The organism is Kitasatospora sp. LaBMicrA B282 (genome assembly GCF_050325825.1).
GTDB lineage: Bacteria > Actinomycetota > Actinomycetes > Streptomycetales > Streptomycetaceae > Kitasatospora.
The window spans coordinates 24,581-47,708 of record NZ_JBNQTI010000052.1 but is presented as its reverse complement, the minus strand read 5'-3'; the positions used below and the strand labels follow the sequence as shown (position 1 = coordinate 47,708).

19 protein-coding genes and 2 tRNA genes are annotated in these 23,128 nt (G+C 71.9%); 14 read left to right on the top strand and 7 right to left on the bottom strand.

Annotated elements, in window-relative coordinates; genetic code table 11:
• Window positions 1-42 precede the first annotated feature (42 nt).
• Complete coding sequence (pepN, locus tag ACQRUO_RS17000; RefSeq protein WP_428316763.1) at window positions 43-2,613, bottom strand: aminopeptidase N; 2,571 nt, start codon at window positions 2,611-2,613, stop codon at window positions 43-45.
• A 151-nt stretch (window positions 2,614-2,764) separates the two neighbouring features.
• On the bottom strand, window positions 2,765-4,174 hold the full coding sequence (locus ACQRUO_RS16995; RefSeq protein WP_428316762.1) for an amino acid permease: 1,410 nt from the start codon (window positions 4,172-4,174) through the stop codon (window positions 2,765-2,767).
• Between the two features lie 193 nt (window positions 4,175-4,367).
• On the opposite strand from ACQRUO_RS16995, the gene ACQRUO_RS16990 reads away from it, so the two are divergent.
• Both ACQRUO_RS16990 and ACQRUO_RS16985 read left to right on the top strand, forming a co-directional pair.
• Window positions 4,368-4,967 (top strand): biotin transporter BioY, encoded by a 600-nt coding sequence (locus tag ACQRUO_RS16990; RefSeq protein WP_428316761.1) that lies wholly within the window; start codon window positions 4,368-4,370, stop codon window positions 4,965-4,967.
• A gap of 110 nt (window positions 4,968-5,077) precedes the next feature.
• Window positions 5,078-5,566: a ribose-5-phosphate isomerase gene (locus tag ACQRUO_RS16985; RefSeq protein ID WP_428316760.1), complete on the top strand. Its 489-nt coding sequence runs from the start codon at window positions 5,078-5,080 to the stop codon at window positions 5,564-5,566.
• A 79-nt stretch (window positions 5,567-5,645) separates the two neighbouring features.
• On the opposite strand, the gene ACQRUO_RS16980 is transcribed toward ACQRUO_RS16985, so the two are convergent.
• Window positions 5,646-6,935 carry a GNAT family N-acetyltransferase gene (locus tag ACQRUO_RS16980; RefSeq protein ID WP_428316759.1) on the bottom strand — a complete coding sequence of 430 codons (1,290 nt, stop codon included), beginning with the start codon at window positions 6,933-6,935 and terminating at the stop codon, window positions 5,646-5,648.
• A gap of 231 nt (window positions 6,936-7,166) precedes the next feature.
• Here ACQRUO_RS16980 and ACQRUO_RS16975 point away from each other — a divergent pair, with 231 nt between their 5' ends.
• Both ACQRUO_RS16975 and ACQRUO_RS16970 read left to right on the top strand, forming a co-directional pair.
• Window positions 7,167-8,399, top strand: a complete 1,233-nt coding sequence (locus ACQRUO_RS16975) for a PP2C family protein-serine/threonine phosphatase (protein ID WP_428316758.1) — start codon at window positions 7,167-7,169, stop codon at window positions 8,397-8,399.
• A gap of 358 nt (window positions 8,400-8,757) precedes the next feature.
• Window positions 8,758-8,952, top strand: coding sequence for a hypothetical protein (locus tag ACQRUO_RS16970; RefSeq protein WP_428316757.1), 195 nt, complete (start codon window positions 8,758-8,760; stop codon window positions 8,950-8,952).
• A 58-nt stretch (window positions 8,953-9,010) separates the two neighbouring features.
• Here the strand turns inward: ACQRUO_RS16970 and ACQRUO_RS16965 are convergent, their stop codons facing one another.
• Both ACQRUO_RS16965 and ACQRUO_RS16960 read right to left on the bottom strand, forming a co-directional pair.
• Window positions 9,011-9,883 carry a DUF6348 family protein gene (locus ACQRUO_RS16965; RefSeq protein WP_428316756.1) on the bottom strand — a complete coding sequence of 291 codons (873 nt, stop codon included), beginning with the start codon at window positions 9,881-9,883 and terminating at the stop codon, window positions 9,011-9,013.
• A 170-nt stretch (window positions 9,884-10,053) separates the two neighbouring features.
• Window positions 10,054-10,124: transfer RNA gene (locus ACQRUO_RS16960), tRNA-Gly, on the bottom strand.
• 184 nt (window positions 10,125-10,308) lie between these two features.
• Here ACQRUO_RS16960 and ACQRUO_RS16955 point away from each other — a divergent pair.
• The 5 genes from ACQRUO_RS16955 (at window position 10,309) to clpX (ending at window position 15,292) form a co-directional block, all read left to right on the top strand.
• Window positions 10,309-10,385: transfer RNA gene (locus ACQRUO_RS16955), tRNA-Pro, on the top strand.
• Window positions 10,386-10,679: 294 nt separating this feature from the next.
• Window positions 10,680-12,071, top strand: coding sequence for a trigger factor (tig, locus tag ACQRUO_RS16950; RefSeq protein ID WP_428316755.1), 1,392 nt, complete (start codon window positions 10,680-10,682; stop codon window positions 12,069-12,071).
• A 352-nt stretch (window positions 12,072-12,423) separates the two neighbouring features.
• Window positions 12,424-13,041: an ATP-dependent Clp protease proteolytic subunit gene (locus ACQRUO_RS16945; RefSeq protein WP_428316765.1), complete on the top strand. Its 618-nt coding sequence runs from the start codon at window positions 12,424-12,426 to the stop codon at window positions 13,039-13,041.
• A 50-nt stretch (window positions 13,042-13,091) separates the two neighbouring features.
• The gene (locus tag ACQRUO_RS16940) at window positions 13,092-13,748 is read left to right on the top strand and encodes an ATP-dependent Clp protease proteolytic subunit (RefSeq protein WP_428316754.1); all 657 of its coding nucleotides are present in this window, start codon (window positions 13,092-13,094) and stop codon (window positions 13,746-13,748) included.
• A 260-nt stretch (window positions 13,749-14,008) separates the two neighbouring features.
• Entirely contained in the window at window positions 14,009-15,292 is a 1,284-nt protein-coding gene (gene clpX, locus ACQRUO_RS16935; protein WP_428316753.1) for an ATP-dependent Clp protease ATP-binding subunit ClpX, read from the top strand.
• Window positions 15,293-15,373: 81 nt separating this feature from the next.
• On the opposite strand, the gene ACQRUO_RS16930 is transcribed toward clpX, so the two are convergent.
• Both ACQRUO_RS16930 and ACQRUO_RS16925 read right to left on the bottom strand, forming a co-directional pair.
• Window positions 15,374-16,159 carry a hypothetical protein gene (locus ACQRUO_RS16930; protein WP_428316752.1) on the bottom strand — a complete coding sequence of 262 codons (786 nt, stop codon included), beginning with the start codon at window positions 16,157-16,159 and terminating at the stop codon, window positions 15,374-15,376.
• 20 nt (window positions 16,160-16,179) lie between these two features.
• Complete coding sequence (locus tag ACQRUO_RS16925; RefSeq protein ID WP_428316751.1) at window positions 16,180-17,037, bottom strand: hypothetical protein; 858 nt, start codon at window positions 17,035-17,037, stop codon at window positions 16,180-16,182.
• Window positions 17,038-17,196: 159 nt separating this feature from the next.
• Between ACQRUO_RS16925 and ACQRUO_RS16920 the strand changes: the two genes are divergently transcribed.
• From ACQRUO_RS16920 to ndk, 5 genes are all read left to right on the top strand, one after another.
• Window positions 17,197-19,827 carry a valine--tRNA ligase gene (locus ACQRUO_RS16920; protein WP_428316764.1) on the top strand — a complete coding sequence of 877 codons (2,631 nt, stop codon included), beginning with the start codon at window positions 17,197-17,199 and terminating at the stop codon, window positions 19,825-19,827.
• 254 nt (window positions 19,828-20,081) lie between these two features.
• Window positions 20,082-20,588 carry a hypothetical protein gene (locus tag ACQRUO_RS16915; RefSeq protein ID WP_428316750.1) on the top strand — a complete coding sequence of 169 codons (507 nt, stop codon included), beginning with the start codon at window positions 20,082-20,084 and terminating at the stop codon, window positions 20,586-20,588.
• A 109-nt stretch (window positions 20,589-20,697) separates the two neighbouring features.
• Entirely contained in the window at window positions 20,698-22,098 is a 1,401-nt protein-coding gene (gene folC, locus ACQRUO_RS16910) for a bifunctional tetrahydrofolate synthase/dihydrofolate synthase (protein WP_428316749.1), read from the top strand.
• A gap of 2 nt (window positions 22,099-22,100) precedes the next feature.
• On the top strand, window positions 22,101-22,442 hold the full coding sequence (locus ACQRUO_RS16905; RefSeq protein ID WP_428316748.1) for a DUF4233 domain-containing protein: 342 nt from the start codon (window positions 22,101-22,103) through the stop codon (window positions 22,440-22,442).
• 85 nt (window positions 22,443-22,527) lie between these two features.
• Complete coding sequence (gene ndk, locus ACQRUO_RS16900) at window positions 22,528-22,941, top strand: nucleoside-diphosphate kinase (protein ID WP_428316747.1); 414 nt, start codon at window positions 22,528-22,530, stop codon at window positions 22,939-22,941.
• Window positions 22,942-23,128 lie beyond the last annotated feature (187 nt).

Sequence of the window (23,128 nt, the reverse complement as noted above, 5' to 3'; positions counted from 1 at the left end):
GGTCCCGCGGCGGACCGCGGGACCGGCAGCGCCCCGGCGGCGTCAGCCCCGGTCGGCCGCCTGGGCGCGCAGCGCCCGGGCCAGCTCGTCGCGGCACTCCAGCACCAGCCGGCGCAGCGCCGGGGCCGCCTGCGGGCGGTCGGCCAGCCAGGCGTCGGTCGCGGCCAGGGTGGCGTCGTCGGTCTGCAGGCGGGGGAAGAAGCCGCCGACGAAGCGGATCGCGATCTCGATGCTGCGCTCGGCCCAGACGGTCTCCAGCAGCTCGAAGTACCGCGCGGTGTAGGGCGCGGTCAGCTCCCGCTGGTCGGGCTGGGCGAAGCCGGCGGTCTGCGCGCCGACCATCGCGTTGGGCAGCGAGTCGTCGTCCACCACCGCGGACCAGGCGGCGGCCTTGGCCTCGGCGGTCGGCCGGGCGGCCAGCGCCTGGGTGGCCTTCTGGCTGCCGCTGGCGGTGTTGTCCCGCTTGAGCTCGGCGTCCAGCTGCTCGACGGTGGCCCGGCCGGCGGCGGCCAGCGCGGTCCACAGCACCCAGCGCAGGTCCTGGTCCACGTCGAGGCCGTCGATCCTGGCGGTGCCGGCCAGCAGCCCCTCCAGCAGCTGGAGCTCCGAGTCCTGCACCGCGGTGTGGGCCAGGAAGCGGGCCCAGGCCAGCTGGTGGTCGCTGCCCGGGGCGGCCACCAGCAGCTCGCGCAGCGCGCAGTCGGCCAGCAGCCGCGCGCCCTCGGCCCGGTAGTCGGGGTCGACGAAGACGTCGAGGGCGCCCTTGGCCTGGGTGTGCAGGGTCTGCAGCACGCCGATGTCCGACTCCCGGCCGGCGAACTGCAGCACCAGGTCCAGGTAGTCGCGGGCGGGCAGCAGCCCGTCCCGGGTGAGGTTCCAGCAGGCCGACCAGACCAGCGCCCGGGCCAGGGTGTCCTCGATGTCGCCGAGCGAGCTGCGCAGGGTGGCCAGCGAGTCGGCGTCGAAGCGGATCTTGCAGTACGTCAGGTCGTCGTCGTTGACCAGGACCAGGGCCGGGCGGGGCCGGCCGGCCAGCTCGGCGACCGGGGTGCGGGCACCGGTGACGTCCAGCTCGGCCCGGGCGGTGCGCACCAGGGCGCCGTCGGGCTGCCGGTCGTAGAGGCCGACCGCGACCCGGTGCGGGCGCAATGTCTCCCCGTCCTGGAGGACGGCGAGTTCGGTGATCCGGCCCTCGGCGTCCACGGTCAGCTGCGGGGTGAGCGCGTTGACGCCCGCGGTCTGCAGCCAGGCCCGGGACCAGTCGGCCATCGCCTGCTCGCCGCGCCCGGAGGTGACCGCCAGCACCTCCAGCAGGTCGCCGAGCACGGTGTTGCCGAAGGCGTGCGCCTTGAAGTACCGGCGGGCGCCCTCGAAGAAGGCCTCCCGGCCGGCGTAGGCCACCAGCTGCTTGAGCACCGAGGCGCCCTTGGCGTAGGTGATGCCGTCGAAGTTGAGCTTGGCGTCCTCGACGTCGCGGATGTCCGCGGTGATCGGGTGGGTGGTGGGGTACTGGTCCTGGCGGTAGGCCCAGGCCTTGCGCTGGTTGGCGAAGGTCACCCAGGAGGCCTGGTACTTGGTGGCCTCGGCCAGCGCGAAGGAGCCCATGAAGTCGGCGAAGGACTCCTTGAGCCACAGGTCGTCCCACCACTTCATGGTGACCAGGTCGCCGAACCACATGTGCGCCATCTCGTGCAGGATGACGTTGGCCCGCGCCTCGTAGGCGGCCTCGGTGACCTTCGAGCGGAAGACGTACTCCTCGCGGAAGGTGACGCAGCCCGGGTTCTCCATGGCGCCGATGTTGTACTCCGGCACGAAGCACTGGTCGTACTTGCCGAACGGGTACGGGAAGTCGAACTCGTCGTGGAAGAAGTCCAGGCCCTGCTTGGTGACCGTGAAGATCTCGTCCGCGTCGAAGTACGGCGCCAGCGACTTGCGGCAGGTGGCGGCGAGCGGGATCTCCAGGGTGGAGCCGTCGGCCAGCTTGCGGCTCCACTGGTCCCGGGCCACGTGGTAGGGGCCGGCCACCACGGCGGTCAGGTAGGTGGAGATCGGCTTGGTCTCCAGGAAGCGCCAGACCTTGGCGGCGCCGTTCTCGGTCACCGAGTCGGTCGCCCCGTTGGCGTACACGTCCCAGGCCGCCGGGGCGGTCACGGTGAAGCGGTAGGGCGCCTTGAGGTCGGGCTGCTCGAAGTTGGCGAACACCCGGCGGGCCTCGGCGGGCTCGTAGTGGGTGTAGAGGTAGGTCTCGCCGTCCGCCGGGTCGGTGAACCGGTGCAGGCCCTCGCCGGTGCGGCTGTAGGCACAGTCGGCGTCCACCACCAGCAGGTTCTCGGCGGCCAGGTCGGGCAGGGCCACCCGGGCTCCGTCGAAGACCACGGCCGGGTCGAGCTCCCGGCCGTTCAGGGTGACCGCCCGCACGCCGGTCGCGAGCAGGTCGGCGAAGCTCGTCGCGCCGGGCTCGGTGCAGCGGAAGCGGATCGTGGTGGTGGAGCGGAAGGTCGGCTCGGCTGCATCCGGGGCGCCGGTGACGTCGAGGTGCACCTCGTAGGCGTCGACGCTGAGGATGCCGGCGCGTTCCTGCGCCTCGTCCCGGCTGAGGTTCTTGCCCGGCACGGCGGTACTCCTTTGTCCGGCTCGCACGGCGCTGTGCAGTTGGCTGTGCGGTGCGTGGGTCGGGGCAGGTCCTTGCCCCGGGGCATCCTTTCACGGAGACCCCGGGGCGTACCGGGCCACCTGCCCGTGTGCCGCTTACCGGTGCGACCGGTCAGCGGTCGTCGCGCACCGCCGAGCGGCGCTGGCGCCAGTAGCCGGCGCCGCTCAGCGCCGCGACAAGCACCCCGGCCGCGTACAGCTGGTCCCGGTTGGCCGGGGTGGTGGTCATCAGCCCCAGCACCACCACCACGCCGGCCAGCGCGACCCAGGTCAGGTACGGGAAGCCCCACATCCGCACGGTCAGCAGCTCGGGCGCCTCGCGCTCCAGCCGGCGCCGCATCCGCAGCTGGGCGGCGGCGATGAAGAGCCAGACCACCAGGATCGCCACGCCGGTGGTTTTCATCAGCCAGGTGAAGACGGTGTCCGGCCACCAGTAGCCGGCCAGCACCGCGGCGAAGCCGAAGCCGCAGGAGGCCAGCACCGCGAGCCGCGGCACCCCGCCGCTCACCTTGGCCAGCGCCCGCGGGCCCTGGCCGCGGGCGACCAGCGAGAAGGCCATCCGGGAGGAGCCGTAGATGTTCGCGTTCATCGCGCTGAGCAGCGCGATCAGCACCACGGCCTGCATCACCTGGGCGGCGCCGGGCACGTGCAGCAGCTGCAGCACCGTCACGTAGGGGCCCAGCTTGACCACGTCGGGGTCGTTCCACGGCACCAGGGTGACCACCAGGGCCATCGAGCCGATGTAGAAGACGGCGATCCGCCAGACCGCGGTGCGCACCGCGTTGGCCACGTTGCGGCGCGGGTCGTCGGACTCGGCGGCGGCGATGGTGACCGTCTCCAGGCCGCCGTAGGCGAAGACCGAGGCGAGCAGGCCGGTCGCCAGGCCGCTGCCGCCGTGCGGCAGGAAGCCGCCGTGGCCGGTCAGGTTGGCGGTGCCGGGCGCGTGGCCGACCAGGCCGAGGACCCCGAGCAGGCCGAGGGCCAGGAAGGCGACGATCGCGGCGATCTTGATCGCGGCGAACCAGAACTCGAACTCGCCGAAGTTCTTCACCGCGGTCAGGTTGCTGGCGCAGAAGAAGGCCATGAAGACGCCGACCCAGGCCCAGCCGGGCACCGAGGGCAGCCAGGAGTTCATGATCGAGCCGGCCGCGGTGGCCTCGGCGGCCACCCCGCAGCAGAGCATCACCCAGTACATCCAGCCCGCGGTCACCCCGGCCCAGGGGCCGATCTCGCGTTCGGCGTGCACCGAGAAGGAGCCGGAGGCGGGGTGCGCGGCGGACATCTCGCCGAGCATCCGCATGATCAGCATGACCAGCAGGCCGGAGAGGGTGAAGGCGAGGATCACCCCGGGGCCGGCGGCCGCGATCCCGGCGCCGGAGCCGACGAAGAGGCCGGCGCCGATCACGCCGCCGAGCGCGATCATCGACAGGTGACGCTGCTTCAGGCCGTGGGTCAGCTGCGGGCCGGCGGTGGCCGTCGCCTCGGAGTCGGCGCCTTGCGCCGACGGGGCGGTGGTGGTCATCGGGGGTGATCCAGTCGTTCGGGCGGACCGAGAACCGCTGTTCGGTGATCGGACTACCCGTCTCACTATCCGGTGCCCGACGAGCGGGCATCAACGGGTCGGCCGCTGGGCTCACCATCCGGAACGACTCGTGACGCACCGTGATGATATACGTTCGTCCCCGTAGATATTCGTCATACTTTCTGGAGCTTTCATGGCACTGGCCACCCCGCTTCCCACTTGGGCCGTGCTGGCCGACCTGCTGCCGGCCGCGGACAGCAGGCTCGGCGCCGCGCTGCGCGAACTCGCCCTGGTCGCCGGCGGTGCCGCACTGACCGGGCTGGCCGCACAGCTCTCGCTGCCGGTGCCGGGCTCCCCGGTGCCGGTCACCGGCCAGACCTTCGCCGCGCTGCTGGTCGGCACCGCGCTCGGGGCCCGCCGCGGTGCCGCCGCGCTCGGCCTCTACCTGCTGGCCGGGGCATCCGGCCTGCCCTGGTTCGCCGAGCACAGCTCCGGCTGGGCGCTGCCCACCCTGGGCTACGTGCTGGGCTTCGTGCTGGCCGCGGCGCTCACCGGCCTGCTGGCCCGCCGCGGCGGTGACCGCACCCCGCTGCGCACCGCCGGCGTGATGGTGCTGGGCAACCTGGCGATCTACGCGGTCGGCGTGCCCTACCTGGCCGCCTCGCTGCACGTCCCGCTGGCCCGGGCCGCCGACCTCGGCCTCTACCCCTACCTGCTGGGCGACGCGCTCAAGGTGCTGCTGGCGATGGGCGCCCTGCCGCTCGCCTGGAAGCTGCTGCGCGGCCGGTCCTGACCGCGCGTCGGCTGCTGTAGGCCTGAGGCCCCGCACCTGGCCGGACACCGCTCCGGCCGGGCGCGGGGCCTTCGCCGGTGCCGGGGCACCCGCATGCCAGACTTCTCCCCATGCGCGTCTACCTGGGATCCGACCATGCCGGATTCGAACTGAAGAACCACCTCGTCGAGTGGCTCACGTCGGCCGGCCACGAGCCGATCGACTGCGGCCCGCACATCTACGACGCGGTCGACGACTACCCGCCCTTCTGCCTGCGGGCCGCCGAGCGCACCGCCGCGGACCCCGAGGCGCTCGGCATCGTGATCGGCGGCTCGGGCAACGGCGAGCAGATCGCCGCCAACAAGGTCAAGGGCGTGCGCGCCGTGCTGGCCTGGAGCGAGCAGACCGCTGCGCTCGGCCGCGAGCACAACAACGCCAACGTGATCAGCGTCGGCGGGCGGATGCACACCCAGGAGGAGGCCACCAAGTTCGTCGAGGTCTTCCTCAACACCCCGTACAGCAACGAGGAGCGGCACACCCGCCGGATCGAGATGCTGAGCGCCTACGAGACCACCGGTGAGCTGCCGCCCATCCCGGCGCACCACCCGCAGCAGGGCTGACCCGCCCGCTCCTGCGCACGACGCCTCCCGGCCCTCGGCCGGGAGGCGTCCGCATGCCCGCCGGCTGCCGCGCCCGGTCTCAGAACTCGTGCGGCAGCCAGGGCGCCACCGGCCAGCCGAACGCGTGCGCCGCCTCCGCCAGCGCCCCCGCGCGCAGCTCGCGCACCAGCCCGGCACCCGCCAGCGCGGCCAGCGAGGACCCGCCGAGGTAGGCCGAGCCCAACTCTCGCACCGACAGTGCGAGGTCGGCCGGCGCGTCGGTCGGCTCGCAGGCCGCCGCCGCGTTCGGCCCGGCGGCGTGCAGGTGCCAGCGCCCGGTGTTCCACGGGCAGAACTCGTCCGCCACCTCCAGCACCAGGTCCACCGGCGCCGCGTAGTGCCGCGAGCGCAGCGCGTCGCCCACCTCCACCAGCCGCACGAAGAGCGCGTCCGAGACCCGCGGGCGCAGCCGGCGCGGGTCGGAGACCAGGTGCAGCAGCGGATCGTCCACCGGCAGGTTCTCCGCCACCACGGTGTCGGTCAGGTCCAGGTCCAGCAGGTAGGCCCAGAGCGCGGCGCAGCTCTCCGGATCGGCCGCCGTCACCTCCCGCACCCGCACCTCGCCGGCCGCCCCGCCCTCCCGCCAGACCACCTTGGTCGAGTAGCGCGCGTACCCGAGCAGTTCCCCGTCCCGCCGGTCCTCGGCCAGTACGCACTGCAGCGCGCCGTGCCCCTTGCGCTCGGCCGGCGGGTCCAGCAGCGGCAGCCGCTCCCAGCCGGGGCGCCGGGCCAGCATCCCGGGGCGCAGCGGCACCCGCCGGGCGTACAGCCGCTCGCAGGCGGCCGCGGCTCGCGCCGGGTCGGCCAGCCGCAGCCGGACCCGGTCCAGCTCCGTGCCGCGCTCCCGCTCCGCCGCCGAGCGCCGCACCGTCACCCGGGACCGCTCCACCCGCACCCCGAGCTGCCAGCTGGCCAGCCCGTAGCCGTACCGGCCGTAGATCGCCGGCTCCGAGGCGACCAGCACGGCCAGCGCCTCGCCGCGCTCGTGCACCTCGTCCAGCTGGTGGCGCATCAGCGCGGTGAGCACCCCGCGCCGCCGGTGGGTGGGCGCCACCCCGACCATGGTCACCCCGGCGGTGGGCAGCACCGCACCGCCCGGCACCGCCATCCGGAACGAGAAGGCGCCGGCCGAGCCGACCGGCACCGCGCCGTCCCAGACCCCCAGCGAACGGTCCACCTCGGTCAGGCCGCGCCACAGCGAGCGCCGCTCGGGCGCCTCCTGCTCGCCGAAGGCCACCTCCAGCGCGTCGTACCAGGCGTCCCAGTCCGCCGCCGCGAGCGGGCGCAGGCTCAGCGCGTCCTGGGGAGGGGTGTCGGCAGGCTGTGTCATATGCCACAGCTACCACCCGCGGCGCCACCGGGCGACCCGGTGGCGCCGGGCGGTCCGGCACGCGCCCGCGACAGGCGGCGCACGCTGCACGGACGCGCCCCGGGCTGCCTCGAGTGCGGCGACGGAGCGCCCCGGGCGCGGCTCTCCGCCCGGCCGAAATCGAGCGCCCGCGCCACGGGCCGGTGGACGCCCGTCGACGTGAACCGCCCGCGGTGGATAAGGTCGGGCCCCATGGCTGGCCGCACGCCGGGCTCACCGCCCCAGACGAGCGCGACGGGGACCGCCGCCACAGCGGCCGCGGATCCCCTGACGGCCCGGTTGCGCAAGCGCCTCTACCGGGCCCGGCGGACCCTGCGCCGGACCGGGGTGGACTACTTCCGCGGCGACGCGGCGGACTGGCTGGCCTTCGCGGTGCTGCTGATGCTGGTGCCGCTGCTGGTCGCGCTGAACGTCTGGATCCCGGCCTGGGTGCCGCCGACCGCGCTGGTGCTGCCGATCCTGGTCGGCTCGCTGCTGCTGCGCCCGGTCTCGCTGGTGCTGCTCTACGCCACCTCCGCGCTCGGCCTGTCCACCGAGTCGGTGATCCACACCGGCGAGCGGGCGGCCAGCGACCATCCGGCCGAGTACGTCTACGGGGTCACGCCCGGCGCGGCCCTGGTGGTCGGCGCGGTCGGGGTGGCCGGCCTGCTGCTCGCCCAGTTCCGCAGCCGGGTCGGGGTGCCCTGGCGCGGCGGCGGCTCGATGCTCTTCGACCTGCGCGAGCGGCTGAAGGTGCAGAGCCGGCTGCCGCAGCTGCCCGACGGCTGGCACGCCGACATGGCGCTGCGGCCGGCCGGCGGCCAGTCCTTCTCCGGCGACTTCGTGGTGGCCGCCCGCACCGGGCCGGGCCGGCGGATGCTGGAGGTGGTGCTGGCCGACGTCTCGGGCAAGGGCATGGACGCCGGCTCCCGGGCGCTGCTGCTCTCCGGCGCCTTCGGCGGGCTGCTCGGCTCGCTGCCGCCGCACGACTTCCTGCCGGCCGCCAACGGCTACCTGCTGCGCCAGGACTGGGACGAGGGCTTCGCCAGCTCGGTGCACCTCGCGCTGGACCTGGACACCGGCGAGTACGAGCTGCTCTCGGCCGGCCACCTGCCCGGGATGCAGCGGCTGGCCGGGGCCGGGTGCTGGGAGGTCAAGGAGGCCGCCGAGGGCCCGCTGCTGGGTCTCTACGACGGCGCCAAGTTCGAGGGCGTGCGCGGCCGGCTGGGCCCGGGCGACGTGCTGCTGCTCTGCACCGACGGGATGGTCGAGGCGCCCGGGCGGGACCTGTCCGAGGGGATGGACCGGCTGATGGGGGAGGCCGACCGGCTGGTGGCCGGCGCCCAGTTGGGCAAGGGCAGTTCGGGGGCGGCGGTGCGGCTGATCGAGACGGTGGCCAAGGACATCAACGACGACCGCGCGGTGCTGCTGCTCTGGCGGGCCTGACGGCGCCCCGGCGACCGGGGACCTGCCGGGCCGGGCTGTCAACGTCTGCGGAGATCTTCAGCCAATTCCCGCCGCCGGGCCCGGCGGGTCTTCGGTAGACGAACGGCCCAGCTGGGAGCCCCCGCCGACGCTCCGTCAACTCCAGTGGGCTATCGTCTCGTCCGGCGGAAACTCGTCTCACATCGCAGGATGTTCGGCACGGGTCAGCGGCAAGTCCTTTACGCACTCGGCACGGTCGACCACACTGAGTCGGGGCGGGACTGGCCGGATCTCGGGGGCACGGGGGTGGCGGGTTGCGCCTTGGGACCGTCGGACACGCCGGGGTCCGTACCGCCACGACACGAGGAAGTGAGTCCGGGTGGCCCTCTCCGTCTCCGCGCTGGTCCTGTTCGGCATCATTCTCATCATCTTCATCCGCAACAAGCAGATCAAGGTGCCGCACGCGATCCTGGCCGCACTGTTCGGCTTCATGCTGAACCAGTCCACTGCGGCCAAGCCGATCCAGGACTTCCTGACCCAGGTGGCCAAGACCCTCTCCAACATCGGGACCTGACCGGCCGACAGCAGATCCCGACCGCCCGGCGGCGCACCGCCGGACCCCTGGTGACGGCCTACTGGCCGGCCTGTCTGGTCCGCCACCAGCGGCCCAGTGCTGCCTTCCGCCGGCCGAGGGCCGCCCGTGCCGCTCGCCGGCGCGCCGCCGGCCAGGCGGCTGCGGCCGCCCGCGCGCCGTCCTGCTCGGGGGTCGACCGTGCTGCGCCGGGATATGCCGCCGGCAACGGCCGGATGCTCTCGCTCCGGCGCGCGGCCCCGGCCAGGTCCGCCTGCTCGGCCGCCAGCAGCACGAACAGCCGCGCCCAGCAGAACCGTTCGCCGCGCGGCCAGTCCAGCGCGCGCAGCGCCGCCGAGGCGGCGGGTGCCACCGTGCCGTTCACCCGGACCTCGGCCACCTCGTCACCGGCCCGGCCGCCGAAGAAGAGCTTGACGCCGTTCAGCCGCGCATCGGGCAGCTCCGCGGCCAGCGGCCCGGCGAGCTCGGCCATCAGCTCGCGCTCGCCCAGCCAGCCGGACAGCTGCGCGCTCCGGAAGCCGAAGACGGTGGCCGGCCCCTGCACCGCCTGCCAGCCGGGCAGTGCGGGCAGCCGGAGGTGGTCGCCGTGCCGGCCGGCCCCCTCCAGGAACTCCACCACCGCGGCCGCCGTGGTGCCCGCCCACATCCGCACGGCACTGTCCAGCTTCTCCTCCTCGGTGGTGCCGAGGCCGGCCGTGCAGTCCCAGAGCACCGGCGCCTCGTCGCTGCCCAGGGTGAGCACGTACCCCAGGTCGACGTGGCCGCCGTCCGGCCCCGGGTGCTCGCGCACCGCCACCGCGGTGCGGCCCGGCCCGCGCACCACGGCGCCGTCGAGGGAGAACTCGCGTCCGTAACGGGCCATTTCCCGCACCACCGCGCGCTGGATGACCGCCAGTCTCTGCTCGGGGTCCACCCGTCTGTCCTCCGCCCTGTGCCGGCCGCCGGCAGCGCACCCGCACCGGCCGTCCGTGTCCGAACCCGTGGCCCGGCCGGGGTGGCCGGGCATAGCGCCGGAGCTGCCGCCGAACAGACCACCGGACATACCAAAGGCCCCGGCTCGAAGAAGCCGGGGCCCTGGGACGGAGCGGGCGACGAGAATCGAACTCGCGTGACTAGTTTGGAAGACTAGGGCTCTACCATTGAGCTACGCCCGCGTGCGTGCCCGTACCCGGCCGCCGCCTGTGGGCACCGGCCGGTGTGGACGGGGATCAGCGTACCTGGTCGGGCCGTCGGCGCGCACGCGCCCTTTCCACCGGGGCCGCTCGGCGGGTCCGGTGGCATGTCCTGAATATCGGCGAGCCGTGCGGGCGCGGCGTGTACGCTTCCTCTCGCAAAGTGCGGGGTGTGGCGCAGTTTGGTAGCGCGTCCGCTTTGGGAGCGGAAGGCCGTCGGTTCGAATCCGGTCACCCCGACCACGATGAGCCCCATGAATTTTCGGGCGGGGCCCGGTGCGGTGCCGCGCCGGTGGTCCCCGGCGGGGCGACCGGCACGGCCGGAGCGATCGCGGCTTTGTGGTACCCGGTAGGATGGGCCGCTGGCGGAAGAGCCACCGCCCACACCCCGCGACCGGGGAACGGGCCGCTCGCCGTCCACCCCACACGGGAGATGCCGCACCAGGTGGCTCATCACCCGTCTGTCCGGCCCGCGGCCCGCAAGGGACACGGTTCGTTGGCAGACCAGCCGACCGCAAGCCCATAGGAGACCAAACCGTGAAGAGCGCCGTCGAGACTCTGAACCCGACCCGGGTTCGACTCACCGTCGAGGTGCCCTTCGAGGAGCTCAAGCCCAGCCTCGACGCGGCGTACCAGAAGATCAACCAGCAGGTCACGGTTCCCGGCTTCCGCAAGGGCAAGATCCCGGCCCGGGTCATCGACCAGCGCTTCGGCCGTGCCGCCGTGCTGGAGGAGACCGTCAACGACGCGCTGCCGCGCTTCTACACGCAGGCGGTCGACGAGAGCAAGATCGACGTCCTCGGCCAGCCGGACATCACCGACATCAAGGGCGTCGAGGACCTCGACAAGAACGGCCTGACCTTCATCGCCGAGGTCGACGTCCGCCCGGAGATCGTGCTGCCCTCGTTCGAGGACATCGAGGTCGAGGTCGACCCGATCGAGGTCACCGACGAGGACGTCGAGAAGTCGCTGGAGCAGCTGCGCGAGCGCTTCGCCTCGGTCAAGGACGTCGAGCGCGCCGCGGCCGCCGGCGACATCGTGGTGATCGACCTGGAGGCCAAGGTCGACGGCGAGGTCCCCGAGGACGGCACCGCCTCCGGCGTGAGCTACGAGATCGGCTCCGGCCGCCTGCTGGACGGCATCGACGAGGCCGTCGTCGGCCTGTCCGCCGGTGAGTCGAAGGCCTTCACCACCGAGCTCAAGGGCGGCACCCAGGCCGGCCAGAGCGCCGAGGTGACCGCCACCGTCACCACCGTCCAGGAGAAGGAGCTGCCCGCGCTGGACGACGAGTTCGCCCAGCTCGCCAGCGAGTTCGACACCCTGGACGCGCTCCGCGAGGACTCCCGCGGCCGCCTCGGCCGGATGAAGGAGTTCGACCAGGCCACCCAGGCCCAGGAGCGGGTGCTGGACGCGCTGCTCGCCAAGGTCGAGATCGAGTACCCGGAGAAGCTCCTCAAGGACGAGATCGAGACCCGCAAGCACAACCTGGAGCACCACCAGCTGCAGCCGATCGGTCAGACCCTCGAGACCTACCTCGCCGCCCAGGGCAAGTCCCGCGAGGAGTTCGACCAGGAGACCGAGGACGCGGCCAAGAAGGGCATCAAGACCCAGTTCGTGCTCGACGCGATCGTCGGCAAGGAGGAGGTCGGCGTCAGCCAGGAGGAGCTCACCGAGCACCTGATCCGCCGCGCCGCCGGTTCCGGCCTCACCCCGGACCAGTTCGCCCAGCAGCTCGTCCAGGGCGGCCAGGTGCCGATGCTGGTCGGCGAGGTCGCCCGCGGCAAGGCGCTGGCCCTGGTCGTCGAGGCCGCCACGGTCAAGGACACCACCGGCAAGGAGATCAACTTCGACGAGGAGGACGAGACGGCCGAGACCGTCGAGGCCGCCACGGAGGAGACCGTCGCCGAGACCGCCACCGACGAGGCCTGAGCCTCCCGGTAGCACCGCACCACCGAGCAGGCCCGGACGCGCACCGCGTCCGGGCCTGCGCGCGTTCCGGGCCCCGCCGTGGCCCCGTACGGGGCCCGTCGCGGCGACGTCCCGACGGGGTGCCGCCACCCTGCGCTCACAGCGAACAGTTCAGCGTGGGGGATGGTCGGGCCGGGCCTGCGCGTTAGGGTCGACGAAAGCAAGCTTTCAACAGCGTGGGCGGGGCGGCCCGATCACCGGCGCGTGTCCGGGAAGCCCGCCCCGGTCCCCGTATGTGACGTAGCGACGGTCAACCAGAGGGACCGTCCGAATCGACTGAGCAGGTGGCTAAGTGACGTTCCCGCAGATGCAGATGCCTGGCCTGATGACGCCGCGCGCCGCCGGTGGTGACGTGCTCGGCGGGCTTGGCGACCAGGTCTACAACCGGCTGCTCAACGAGCGCATCATCTTCCTCGGCCAGCAGGTCGACGACGACATCGCCAACAAGATCACCGCCCAGCTCCTCCTCCTGGCCGCCGAGCCGGAGAAGGACATCTTCCTGTACATCAACTCGCCGGGCGGCTCGATCACCGCGGGCATGGCGATCTACGACACCATGCAGTACATCAAGAACGACGTCGTCACCATCGCGATGGGCATGGCGGCCTCGATGGGCCAGTTCCTGCTGACCGCGGGCACCCCCGGCAAGCGCTTCGCGCTGCCGAACGCCGAGATCCTGATGCACCAGCCGTCCGCCGGCCTCGGCGGCTCGGCCACCGACATCCGGATCCAGGCGGAGCAGCTGCTCCGGATGAAGAAGCGGATGTCGGAGCTGATCTCGCACCACAGCGGCCAGACCTTCGAGCAGATCACTAAGGACTCCGACCGCGACCGCTGGTTCACCGCGGAGGAGGCCAAGAACTACGGCCTGATCGACGCCATCATGCACAGCGCCGCGGACGTCCCCGGCGGCGGTGGCACCGGCGCCTGAGCGCCGAGCCCCGCATCCCACCACAGGACAGCTTCCGGAGGACAACCGCAATGAACCTTCCCAACACCCCGCTGGGTGAGTACCTGGGCGCCCGGGCCGAGGGCCGCTACATCGTCCCGCGCTTCGTCGAGCGCACCTCCCAGGGCATCCGCGAGTACGACCCGTACGCCAAGCTGTTCGAGGAGCGGATCATCTTCCTGGGTTCCCAGGTGGACGACGTCTCGGCGAACGACATCATGGCCCAGCTGCTCTGCCTGGAGTCGATGGACCCGGACCGCGACATCCAGGTCTACATCAACTCGCCCGGCGGCTCGTTCACCGCGCTCACCGCGATCTACGACACGATGCAGTTCGTGAAGCCGGACATCCAGACCGTCTGCATGGGCCAGGCCGCCTCCGCGGCCGCCGTGCTGCTGGCCGCCGGCACCCCGGGCAAGCGCACCGCGCTGCCCAACTCGCGGATCCTGATCCACCAGCCGTACACCGAGACCGGCCGCGGCCAGGTCTCCGACCTGGAGATCCAGGCCAAGGAGATCTTCCGGATGCGCGACCAGCTGGAGGAGATGCTGGCCAAGCACTCCAACAAGTCGGTCGAGCAGGTGCGCGAGGACATCGAGCGCGACAAGATCCTCACCGCCGAGGAGGCCCTGGAGTACGGGCTGATCGACCAGATCATCACCTCCCGCAAGGCCTCGCTCAACGACTGAGCTCCGCGTGACCGGGCGGGGTGTACCAGCGCGTACGCCCCGCCCGCCGGGCTCCGGCCCACCCAGGCGCTGCCCGCCCGCGATGGCATCCGTTCGGTATCAATTCGCCCAGGGCGTAGGGCAGAGCTGTCGAAGTCGGCGGATTCTGCGGGTTGGCAGAGTACCGTCGGATACCGAGACCTGCCGCCGCGGTGGCGGCTGCGGTCCACAGCACCAGGCCCCGGACCCCCGCGGGGCCCCTGGCGAAGGGGAAGCACCTCGTGGCACGCATCGGAGACGGTGGCGACCTGCTCAAGTGCTCGTTCTGCGGCAAGTCGCAGAAGCAGGTGAAGAAGCTGATCGCCGGCCCAGGCGTGTACATCTGCGACGAGTGCATCGACCTGTGCAACGAGATCATCGAGGAGGAGCTCGCCGAGTCCTCCGAGGTGCGGTTCGAGGAGCTCCCGAAGCCGCGCGAGATCTACGAGTTCCTCGACCAGTACGTGGTCGGCCAGGACCTGGCCAAGAAGGCGCTCTCGGTGGCGGTCTACAACCACTACAAGCGCGTGCAGGCCGGTGAGGCGGGGCGCGGCAGCGGCCGGGACGACGCGATCGAGCTGGCCAAGTCCAACATCCTGCTGCTCGGCCCGACCGGCTCCGGCAAGACGCTGCTCGCGCAGACCCTGGCCCGGATGCTGAACGTGCCGTTCGCGATCGCCGACGCCACCGCGCTGACCGAGGCCGGTTACGTGGGCGAGGACGTCGAGAACATCCTGCTGAAGCTGATCCAGGCGGCCGACTACGACGTCAAGAAGGCCGAGACCGGGATCATCTACATCGACGAGATCGACAAGGTCGCCCGCAAGAGCGAGAACCCGTCGATCACCCGCGACGTCTCCGGCGAGGGCGTCCAGCAGGCGCTGCTGAAGATCCTGGAGGGCACCACCGCCTCGGTCCCGCCGCAGGGCGGCCGCAAGCACCCGCACCAGGAGTTCATCCAGATCGACACCACCAACGTGCTGTTCATCGTGGGCGGTGCCTTCGCGGGCCTTGAGCGGATCATCGAGGGCCGGGCCGGCGGCAAGGGCATCGGCTTCGGCGCCACCATCCGTTCCAAGCGGGACGTGGACGCCAGCGACCACTTCCGTCAGGTGATGCCGGAGGACCTGGTCAAGTTCGGCATGATCCCGGAGTTCATCGGCCGGCTGCCGGTGATCACCAGCGTGCACAACCTGGACCGCGAGGCGCTGCTGCAGATCCTCACCGAGCCGAAGAACGCGCTGGTCAAGCAGTACCGCAAGCTCTTCGAACTGGACGGCGTGGAGCTGGAGTTCAGCCGGGACGCGCTGGAGGCGATCGCCGACCAGGCGATCCTGCGCGGCACCGGCGCGCGCGGGCTGCGGGCCATCATGGAGGAGGTGCTGATGTCCGTGATGTACGAGGTGCCCTCGCGCCAGGACGTCGCCCGCGTGGTGGTCACCGGGGACGTGGTCTCCAAGCACGCCATCCCCACCCTGGTCCCGCGCGACATGATCAAGCGCGAGCGGCGCGACAAGAGCGCCTGAGCCCGGACGGCCGAAGGGCCCGCGACCTCCCTGGAACCCCAGGGGCCGGTCGCGGGCCCTTCCGCTTGCGCGAGTGCCCGGCTAGTTCGCCACCTCGGCCACCGCGCGCAGGTCACGGGCGTCCTGGGCGGCCTTGTCCAGCGAGGGCGCCTTGCCGCCGGCGGTGGTCTGCATCATCACCACCAGCGAGCTGTTGTCCACCCACATGCAGACCGCGTCGGTCTCGCTGCTGGTGGTCGCGTCCTCGCAGCTCAGCGACCCGCCCTGGGGGCCGGGGGAGGGGTGGGTGCGCGGGCTGAAGGTGGCGCCCGAGGCGGCGCCCTCGAAGCTGCTCCAGAACGCCGACTCCTCGGTGGCGGGGGAGATGATCTTCCCGTAGCCGCCGTAGACCACCACGGCCCGGTCCGAGGTGATCCCGTTGTAGACCGTGCTGACCGTGGCGGTCAGCTCCTTGGCCGAGGTGGCGTCGGCGTCCATGCTGCTCTGCAGGGTCTGGGCCAGCTTGTTGGTCGGGTCGCTGGTCAGGCCCTGGAAGGTCTGCGGCAGCACGACCTTGTGGGTGCCGAGCTTGGAGACCGTCTGGCCGACGGTGAAGACCAGCACCACGGTGGCGACCACGATCGCGCCGACCACCACGGCCAGGGTGATCCACAGGCCGCGGCGGGACTTCTTGGGCGGGGTCACGGGGTAGTAGGGCGCCGGCCAGGGCTGGCCGGGCTGGCCCTGCGGCGGCACCTGGGCGTACCCGGGCGCCGGCGGCGGCACCGAGCCGTAGCCGGGCGCCTGGGGCGGCACGGGGCCGTAGCCGGGCGGGCCGAAGCCCCCGGGCTGCGGGCCGGGCGGACCGTACGGATTCTGCTCGGACATGGCGTTCCCCTCCCGGGACGTCAGTTCGCCACCACCATGGCGTCGTGGATCTGCTCGGCCTCCTTGGCGGCGTCGGCCGGTGCGAAGGTCTGCAGGCCGGCGCGGCCCAACTTGCTGAAGCTCAGGGTGCCGAAGGTCGAGCTGCTGGACCAGACGCAGACCGTCTGCGGCACGTCCGGGGCGCCGGCCGCCTTGATCGTCATGACGCCGCACTCCAGGGTGGCGTGGTCCTTGTTGCTGCCGCCGGAGTAGGTGGTCAACGGGGTGGACCAGGTGGCGCCCTCGGCGGTGACGCTGGAGCTGTAGTCGCTGGTTGCCTTGCTCGGGTCGGTCAGCTTGCCGTAGTGACCGCCGAAGGTGATGGTGTCGCCGTTGTTCGCGTCGTTGGCCCAGTTGGCGATCAGTGCGGTGATGTCGGTGCCCGCGCCCTGGGTCTTGGCCGGGTCCACCGGCTGGCTCTTGCTGGTCTTCAGCTGGTAGCCCTTGCCGGTGCCCAGCGACAGCAGGTTGGGCGTGTCGAGCTTGTAGCTGCCCGGGGCGGACGAGCCGCCGCCGAACTTCTTGTAGGCGAAGAACCCGCCGCCGCCCAGCACCGCCAGCACCAGCAGGAGGACCAGGACGCCGCAGCCCTTGCCCTTCTTCGGCGCGGGGCCGGCCTGGCCCCAGCCGGCCTGCTGCATCGGCGGGGCGGGCGGCTGCCCCCAGGCCTGCTGCGGCGGCACGCCGTACGGCGGCTGGGGCTGCGGGGGGTACGGCTGCTGGCCGTACGCCGGAGCCGGCGGCTGGCCCCACCCCTGGGGCTGCGGCGGTCCGTACGGCGGCTGCCCCGGCGGCGGTCCGTAGGGAGGCTGTCCCTGGGGCTGTCCCTGGCCGTACATCGCTGCTCGCTCCCCCGCCGCGTCCGTGCGGCACCGCCCGCGCTCCACCGGTCTCGCCGGGCCCGGTCGACCAGCCGTCCGAGCATCGGGCACGCTACCGTACGCCATGGGCGCACAGGGCACGGCCTCTCGTTCCGTAAACTGTGCGTCGTGACCGACATGACGAACCAGCGCCCCGTCGACCACGCGTCCGGGGACAACGCAGCCGCTCTTTCCACCACCTACGCTCCGGGCGAGGTAGAGGGCGAGCTGTACGAGAGCTGGGTATCGCGCGGTTACTTCACCGCCGACGCCAAGAGCGACAAGCCGGCGTACACCATCGTGATCCCGCCGCCGAACGTGACCGGTGCGCTGCACCTCGGCCACGCCTTCCAGCACACCCTGATGGACGCCCTGACCCGCCGCAAGCGGATGCAGGGCTACGAGGCGCTCTGGCTGCCCGGCATGGACCACGCCGGCATCGCCACCCAGAACCGGGTCGAGCAGCAGCTCGCCGCCTCCGGCCAGTCCCGCCACGACCTGGGCCGCGAGGCCTTCGTCGAGAAGGTGTGGGAGTGGAAGGAGAACTACGGCGGCAAGATCCTCGGCCAGATGCGCCGCCTCGGCGACGGTGTGGACTGGTCGCGCGAGCGCTTCACCATGGACGAGGGCCTGTCCCACGCCGTCCAGACCATCTTCAAGAAGCTCTTCGACGACGGCCTGATCTACCGAGCCGAGCGCATCATCAACTGGTGCCCGCGCTGCCTGACCGCGCTCTCCGACATCGAGGTGGAGCACGAGGACAGCCCCGGCGAGCTGGTCTCGATCCGCTACGGCGACGGCGAGGACTCGATCGTGGTGGCCACCACCCGGGCCGAGACCCTGCTGGGCGACACCGCGGTGGCCGTCCACCCGGACGACGAGCGCTACCAGCACCTGATCGGGCGCACCATCGCGCTGCCGCTGACCGACCGTCGGATCCCGGTGGTCGCCGACACCCACGTGGACCCGGAGTTCGGCACCGGCGCGGTCAAGGTGACCCCCGCGCACGACCCCAACGACTTCGCCATCGGCCAGCGCCACGACCTGCCCAACCTGACCGTGATGGACGAGCACGGCACCATCACGGTGCACGGCCCGTTCCTCGGCCTGGACCGGCTGGAGGCCCGCTCGGCCGTGGTCGGCGAGCTGCGCGAGCAGGGCCGGATCGTCGCCGAGAAGCGCCCCTACATGCACGCGGTGGGCCACTGCTCGCGCTGCCACACCATCGTCGAGCCGCGGCTGTCGATGCAGTGGTGGGTCAAGGTCGAGCCGCTGGCCCAGGCGGCCGGCGACGCGGTCCGCGACGGCCGGGTCCAGATCCACCCGAAGGAGATGGAGCGCCGCTACTTCGACTGGGTCGACAACATGTACGACTGGTGCATCTCGCGCCAGCTCTGGTGGGGTCACCGGATCCCGGTCTGGTACGGCCCGGACGGCCAGATGGTCTGCGTCGGCCCGGACGAGCAGCCGCCGACCGGCGAGGGCTGGACCCAGGACTCCGACGTGCTGGACACCTGGTTCTCCAGCGGCCTGTGGCCCTTCTCCACCCTGGGCTGGCCGGAGCAGACCCCGGACCTGGAGAAGTTCTACTCGACCGACGTCCTGCTCACCGGCCACGACATCATCTTCTTCTGGGTCGCCCGGATGATGATGTTCGGCCTGTACGCGATGGACGGCCAGGTGCCGTTCCACACCATCGCGCTCACCGGCCTGGTTCGCGACCAGTTCGGCAAGAAGATGTCCAAGTCCAACCCCAACGCGGTGGACCCGCTGGACTGGATGGACGAGTTCGGCGCCGACGCCGTCCGCTTCACCCTGGCCAGCGGCGCCAACCCCGGCGCGGACGTGCCGATCGGCGAGGACTGGGTCAAGGCCTCGCGCAACTTCTGCAACAAGCTCTGGAACGCCACCCGGTTCGCGCTGATGAACGGCGCCACCGTGGAGGGCCCGTTGCCCGAGCCGGAGCAGATGACCGCGGCCGACCGCTGGATCCTGTCCCGGCTGAACGAGACCGTCGCCCAGGTGGACGCGCTCTACGAGGACTACCAGTTCGCCAAGCTCTCCGACGCGCTCTACCACTTCGCCTGGGACGAGGTCTTCGACTGGTACGTCGAGCTCTCCAAGACCACCCTGGCCAAGGGCGGCGCGCAGGCCGACGCCGTGCGCCGGGTGCTCGGCGAGGTGCTGGACGTGACGCTGCGGCTGCTGCACCCGGTGGTCCCGTTCGTCACCGACGCGCTGTGGACCACGCTGACCGGTGCCGAGTCGCTGGTGATCGCCGACTGGCCGAAGGACAGCGGTTTCCGCGACCAGGCTGCCGAGGCGGAGATCGCCGTCGTGCAGCAGGTGGTCACCGAGGTCCGCCGGTTCCGCTCCGACCAGGGCCTGAAGCCGGGTCAGAAGGTGCCCGCCGCACTCGAGTTGGCCGGCACCGCGCTGGTGCCGCACGAGGACGCGATCCGCTCGCTGCTCCGGCTGACGCTGCCGGAGGAGGGCTTCGCGGCCACCGCCTCGCTGCCGGTGGCCGGCGCCACCGTGGCGCTGGACCTGTCCGGCACCATCGACGTGGCCGCCGAGCGCAAGCGCCTGGAGAAGGACCGCGCGGCCGCCGAGAAGGAGAAGGCGCAGACCACCGCCAAGCTCGGCAACGAGGGCTTCCTGGCCAAGGCCCCGGAGGACGTGGTGGTGAAGATCCGGGCCCGCCAGGAGGCGGCCGAGGCCGACATCGCCCGGATCACCGCACAGCTGGCGGCGCTGCCGCAGGGCTGAGTGAAACAGCCGGACAAAAGCGGTAAAACTGATCGAAATACCGGCTGAACCGATCGGCCGCACCCCGCCCGGGGTGCGGCCGATCGGCGTTTTGCTCCGGAATCACGCGAGGAATTATCGATTTCTTGAATCCATGACCGGCTTTTTGCGTTCTTTCGCCAGTTGACGCGGCCAGGTCCGGTGACCTGCGAAGGCGTGCCGTATACCGTGTGCTGAAGTTCCGAGTACGGGCACTCGTGAAGGGAAGGCAAAGCATGGTGGCAGCGCACCAGTTGGCCGGCGAACTTCCTGCGCAGCGGGTCGAGGAGGCGAAGGGACAGGCCGCAGCTTTGCTGCTGGCGTTCCGGCACGGGAATCAGGTGGCATTCGACGCGACCCTGGACCGGGTGCTGCACGACCACGAGGAGCGCGAGGTGCTCACCCTGCTGGTCTGGATCGCGGCCGAGGCGGTCCGCAAGGCCTACGCGCCCGAGGTCGGCGACAAGGTGCTGCGGGCGCTGGCCCGGCGGGCGCCGCAGGGCGAGATCGGGGTGGTGGTGGACGAGGAGTCGGTGGCCGCCGGCGAGCTGATCGAGGCGGTCCGCGGCGGTCACGTCTCCGTCGTCCGCCGGCTGGTGGCCGCCACGCCGGACACCACCTTCCTGCTCGGCGGGCTGCTCCAGGGGGTGGCGATGATGCTGCCGCTGCTTGCCGAGGACGAGGTCGACGAGGTGCTCGCCGAGCTGCGGCTGCGGCACGCGCCGGTCCCGGCCGCGGTCTGAGCCCGCGACCGGCGGCCGGGCCGCGGGCTCGGACCGCGGTCCGCACCGGTCGGGGGCGCCGCGGCGCCCCGCTGCGGGTGGCGGGCCGCGACGCTCGTAGACTGGGCGGGTGAGCAGCAGCGCCGAGCCGAACCCGTACACCATGCGTCCCACCAGCGCGGACGGCCCCGAGGAGCCGTTCGGCCTGGCGGAGGTCGAGGCCGAGCTGGCCAAGCGTTGGCCCGAGAACAAGCTCGAACCCTCCCTGGACCGGATCCGTGCCCTGATGGACATCCTGGGCGAGCCACAGCGCTCCTACCCGTCCATCCACATCACCGGGACCAACGGCAAGACCTCCACCGCGCGGATGGTCGAGCAGCTCCTGAACACCTTCGAGCTGCGCACCGGCCGCTACACCAGCCCGCACGTGGAGTCGGTGACCGAGCGGATCAGCCTCGACGGCCGACCGATCACCCCGGAGAAGTTCGTCGAGACCTACCGGGACATCGAGCCCTACATCCGGATGGTCGACGAGCAGCAGCCGATCGCGCTCTCCTTCTTCGAGGTGCTCACCGGCATGGCCTACGCCGCCTTCGCCGACGCGCCGGTGGACGTGGCGGTGGTCGAGGTCGGCATGGGCGGCAGCTGGGACGCCACCAACGTGATCGACGCGGACGTCGCGGTGATCACCCCGATCTCGCTGGACCACACCGACAAGCTGGGCGACACGCCCGGCGAGATCGCGGTGGAGAAGTCCGGCGTGATCAAGGCCGGTGCCCTCGCCGTGGTGGCCCAGCAACCGCTCGACGCCGCCCAGACCATCCTGGCCCGCTCGGTCGAGGTGGGCGCCACGGTGGCCCGCGAGGGCATGGAGTTCGGCGTGCTCAGCCGGGAGGTCGCGGTCGGCGGCCAGCTGCTGACGCTGCGCGGGCTGGGCGCGGCGGAGTACCCCGACGTCTTCGTGCCGCTGCACGGCGAGCACCAGGCGCACAACGCCTCGCTGGCGCTGGCCGCGGTGGAGGCCTTCTTCGGGGTCGGCGCCGCGCGCGAGGGCTCGCTGGACCTGGACAAGGTCCGGGCCGCCTTCGCCGGCGTCAGCTCGCCGGGCCGGCTGGAGGTGGTCCGGCGCAGTCCGACCATCCTGCTGGACGCGGCCCACAACCCGGCCGGTGCCCGGGTCACCGCCGCCGCGCTGACCGAGGCCTTCGGCTTCACCAAGCTGGTCGGCGTGATCGCGACCAGCGGCGACAAGGACGTCACCGGCCTGCTGGAGGCCTTCGAGCCGGTCCTGGACGAGGTCGTGGTGACCCAGAACTCCACCCACCGGGCGATGCCGGTGGACCAGCTGGCCGCGCAGGCGGTCGAGGTGTTCGGCGAGGACCGGGTGCAGGTGGAGCCCCGGCTGGACGATGCGATCGACGCCGCCGTCACCCTCGCGGAGGAAGAGGGCGACCTGGCCGGCGTCGGCGTGCTGGTCACCGGATCGGTGATCACCGCGGGCGAGGCCCGCCTGCTGCTCGGGAGGAAGTGACGATGCGTACGCTCTGCTCGTCCACGCTGATCGGCGAGGTCTTCGTGGTGCTCTTCGCGGCCTGCGTCGCGATGCAGATGACCCATGTCTCCGCGGGGGTGATCTGGTCGGTCAGCGGGGCGGCGATGCTGCTCTGCGTGCTGCTCTGCGGCGTGATCACCCGGCCCGGTGCGGTCGCGGTGGGTTGGGCGCTGCAGCTGGGCCTGATCGCCTCGGGGGTGCTGCTGCCGACCATGTACGGGCTGGGCGTGATCTTCGCCGGCCTGTGGTGGTGCTCGGTGCACTACGGCCGCAAGATCGACGTCATCAAGGCGGAACGCGAGCGTCAGGCAGCGGCTGCCTGAAGGTCTGTTCACCCAAGGTAACCTCTGCTGCAGTGGTGCACACCCTTATGCCACCGACCTCCCCATTTATCACTGGAGCCGTACCGTGACCCAGCGCACTCTCGTCCTGCTCAAGCCCGACGCCGTCCGCCGCGGCCTGGCCGGCGAGATCATCAGCCGGATCGAGCGCAAGGCCGGCTGGCAGCTGGCCGCCATGGAGCTGCGCACCTTTGAGCGGCCGACGCTGGAGCAGCACTACGCCGAGCACGTGGGCCGCGAGTTCTACGAGCCGCTGCTGCACTTCATGACCTCGGGTCCGTCGGTCGCGCTGATCGTCGAGGGCGAGAACGTGATCGCCGGCATCCGGATGCTGGCCGGCGCGACCAACCCGCTGGAGGCCGGTGCCGGCACCATCCGCGGCGACTACGCGACGATCACCCGGGAGAACCTGATCCACGCCTCCGACTCGGAGGCCTCGGCCGAGCGCGAGATCAAGATCTTCTTCCCCGACCACGCCTGACCGACCGGTCCCGGGGCCGCCACGGTTGGCCGAGGCGGCTCCCTGACCTGCTCAGCCAACCGTGGGAATCTGATCGTCAAATATGGAACTGGGTGGCTCGACACGGCGTCCCAATCCAGTGAGATCCGGTCCTTCCACGCAGAATGGACGCCGTGTCCACCCCCGCGTCCCTTGGCGGCCCGTCCAC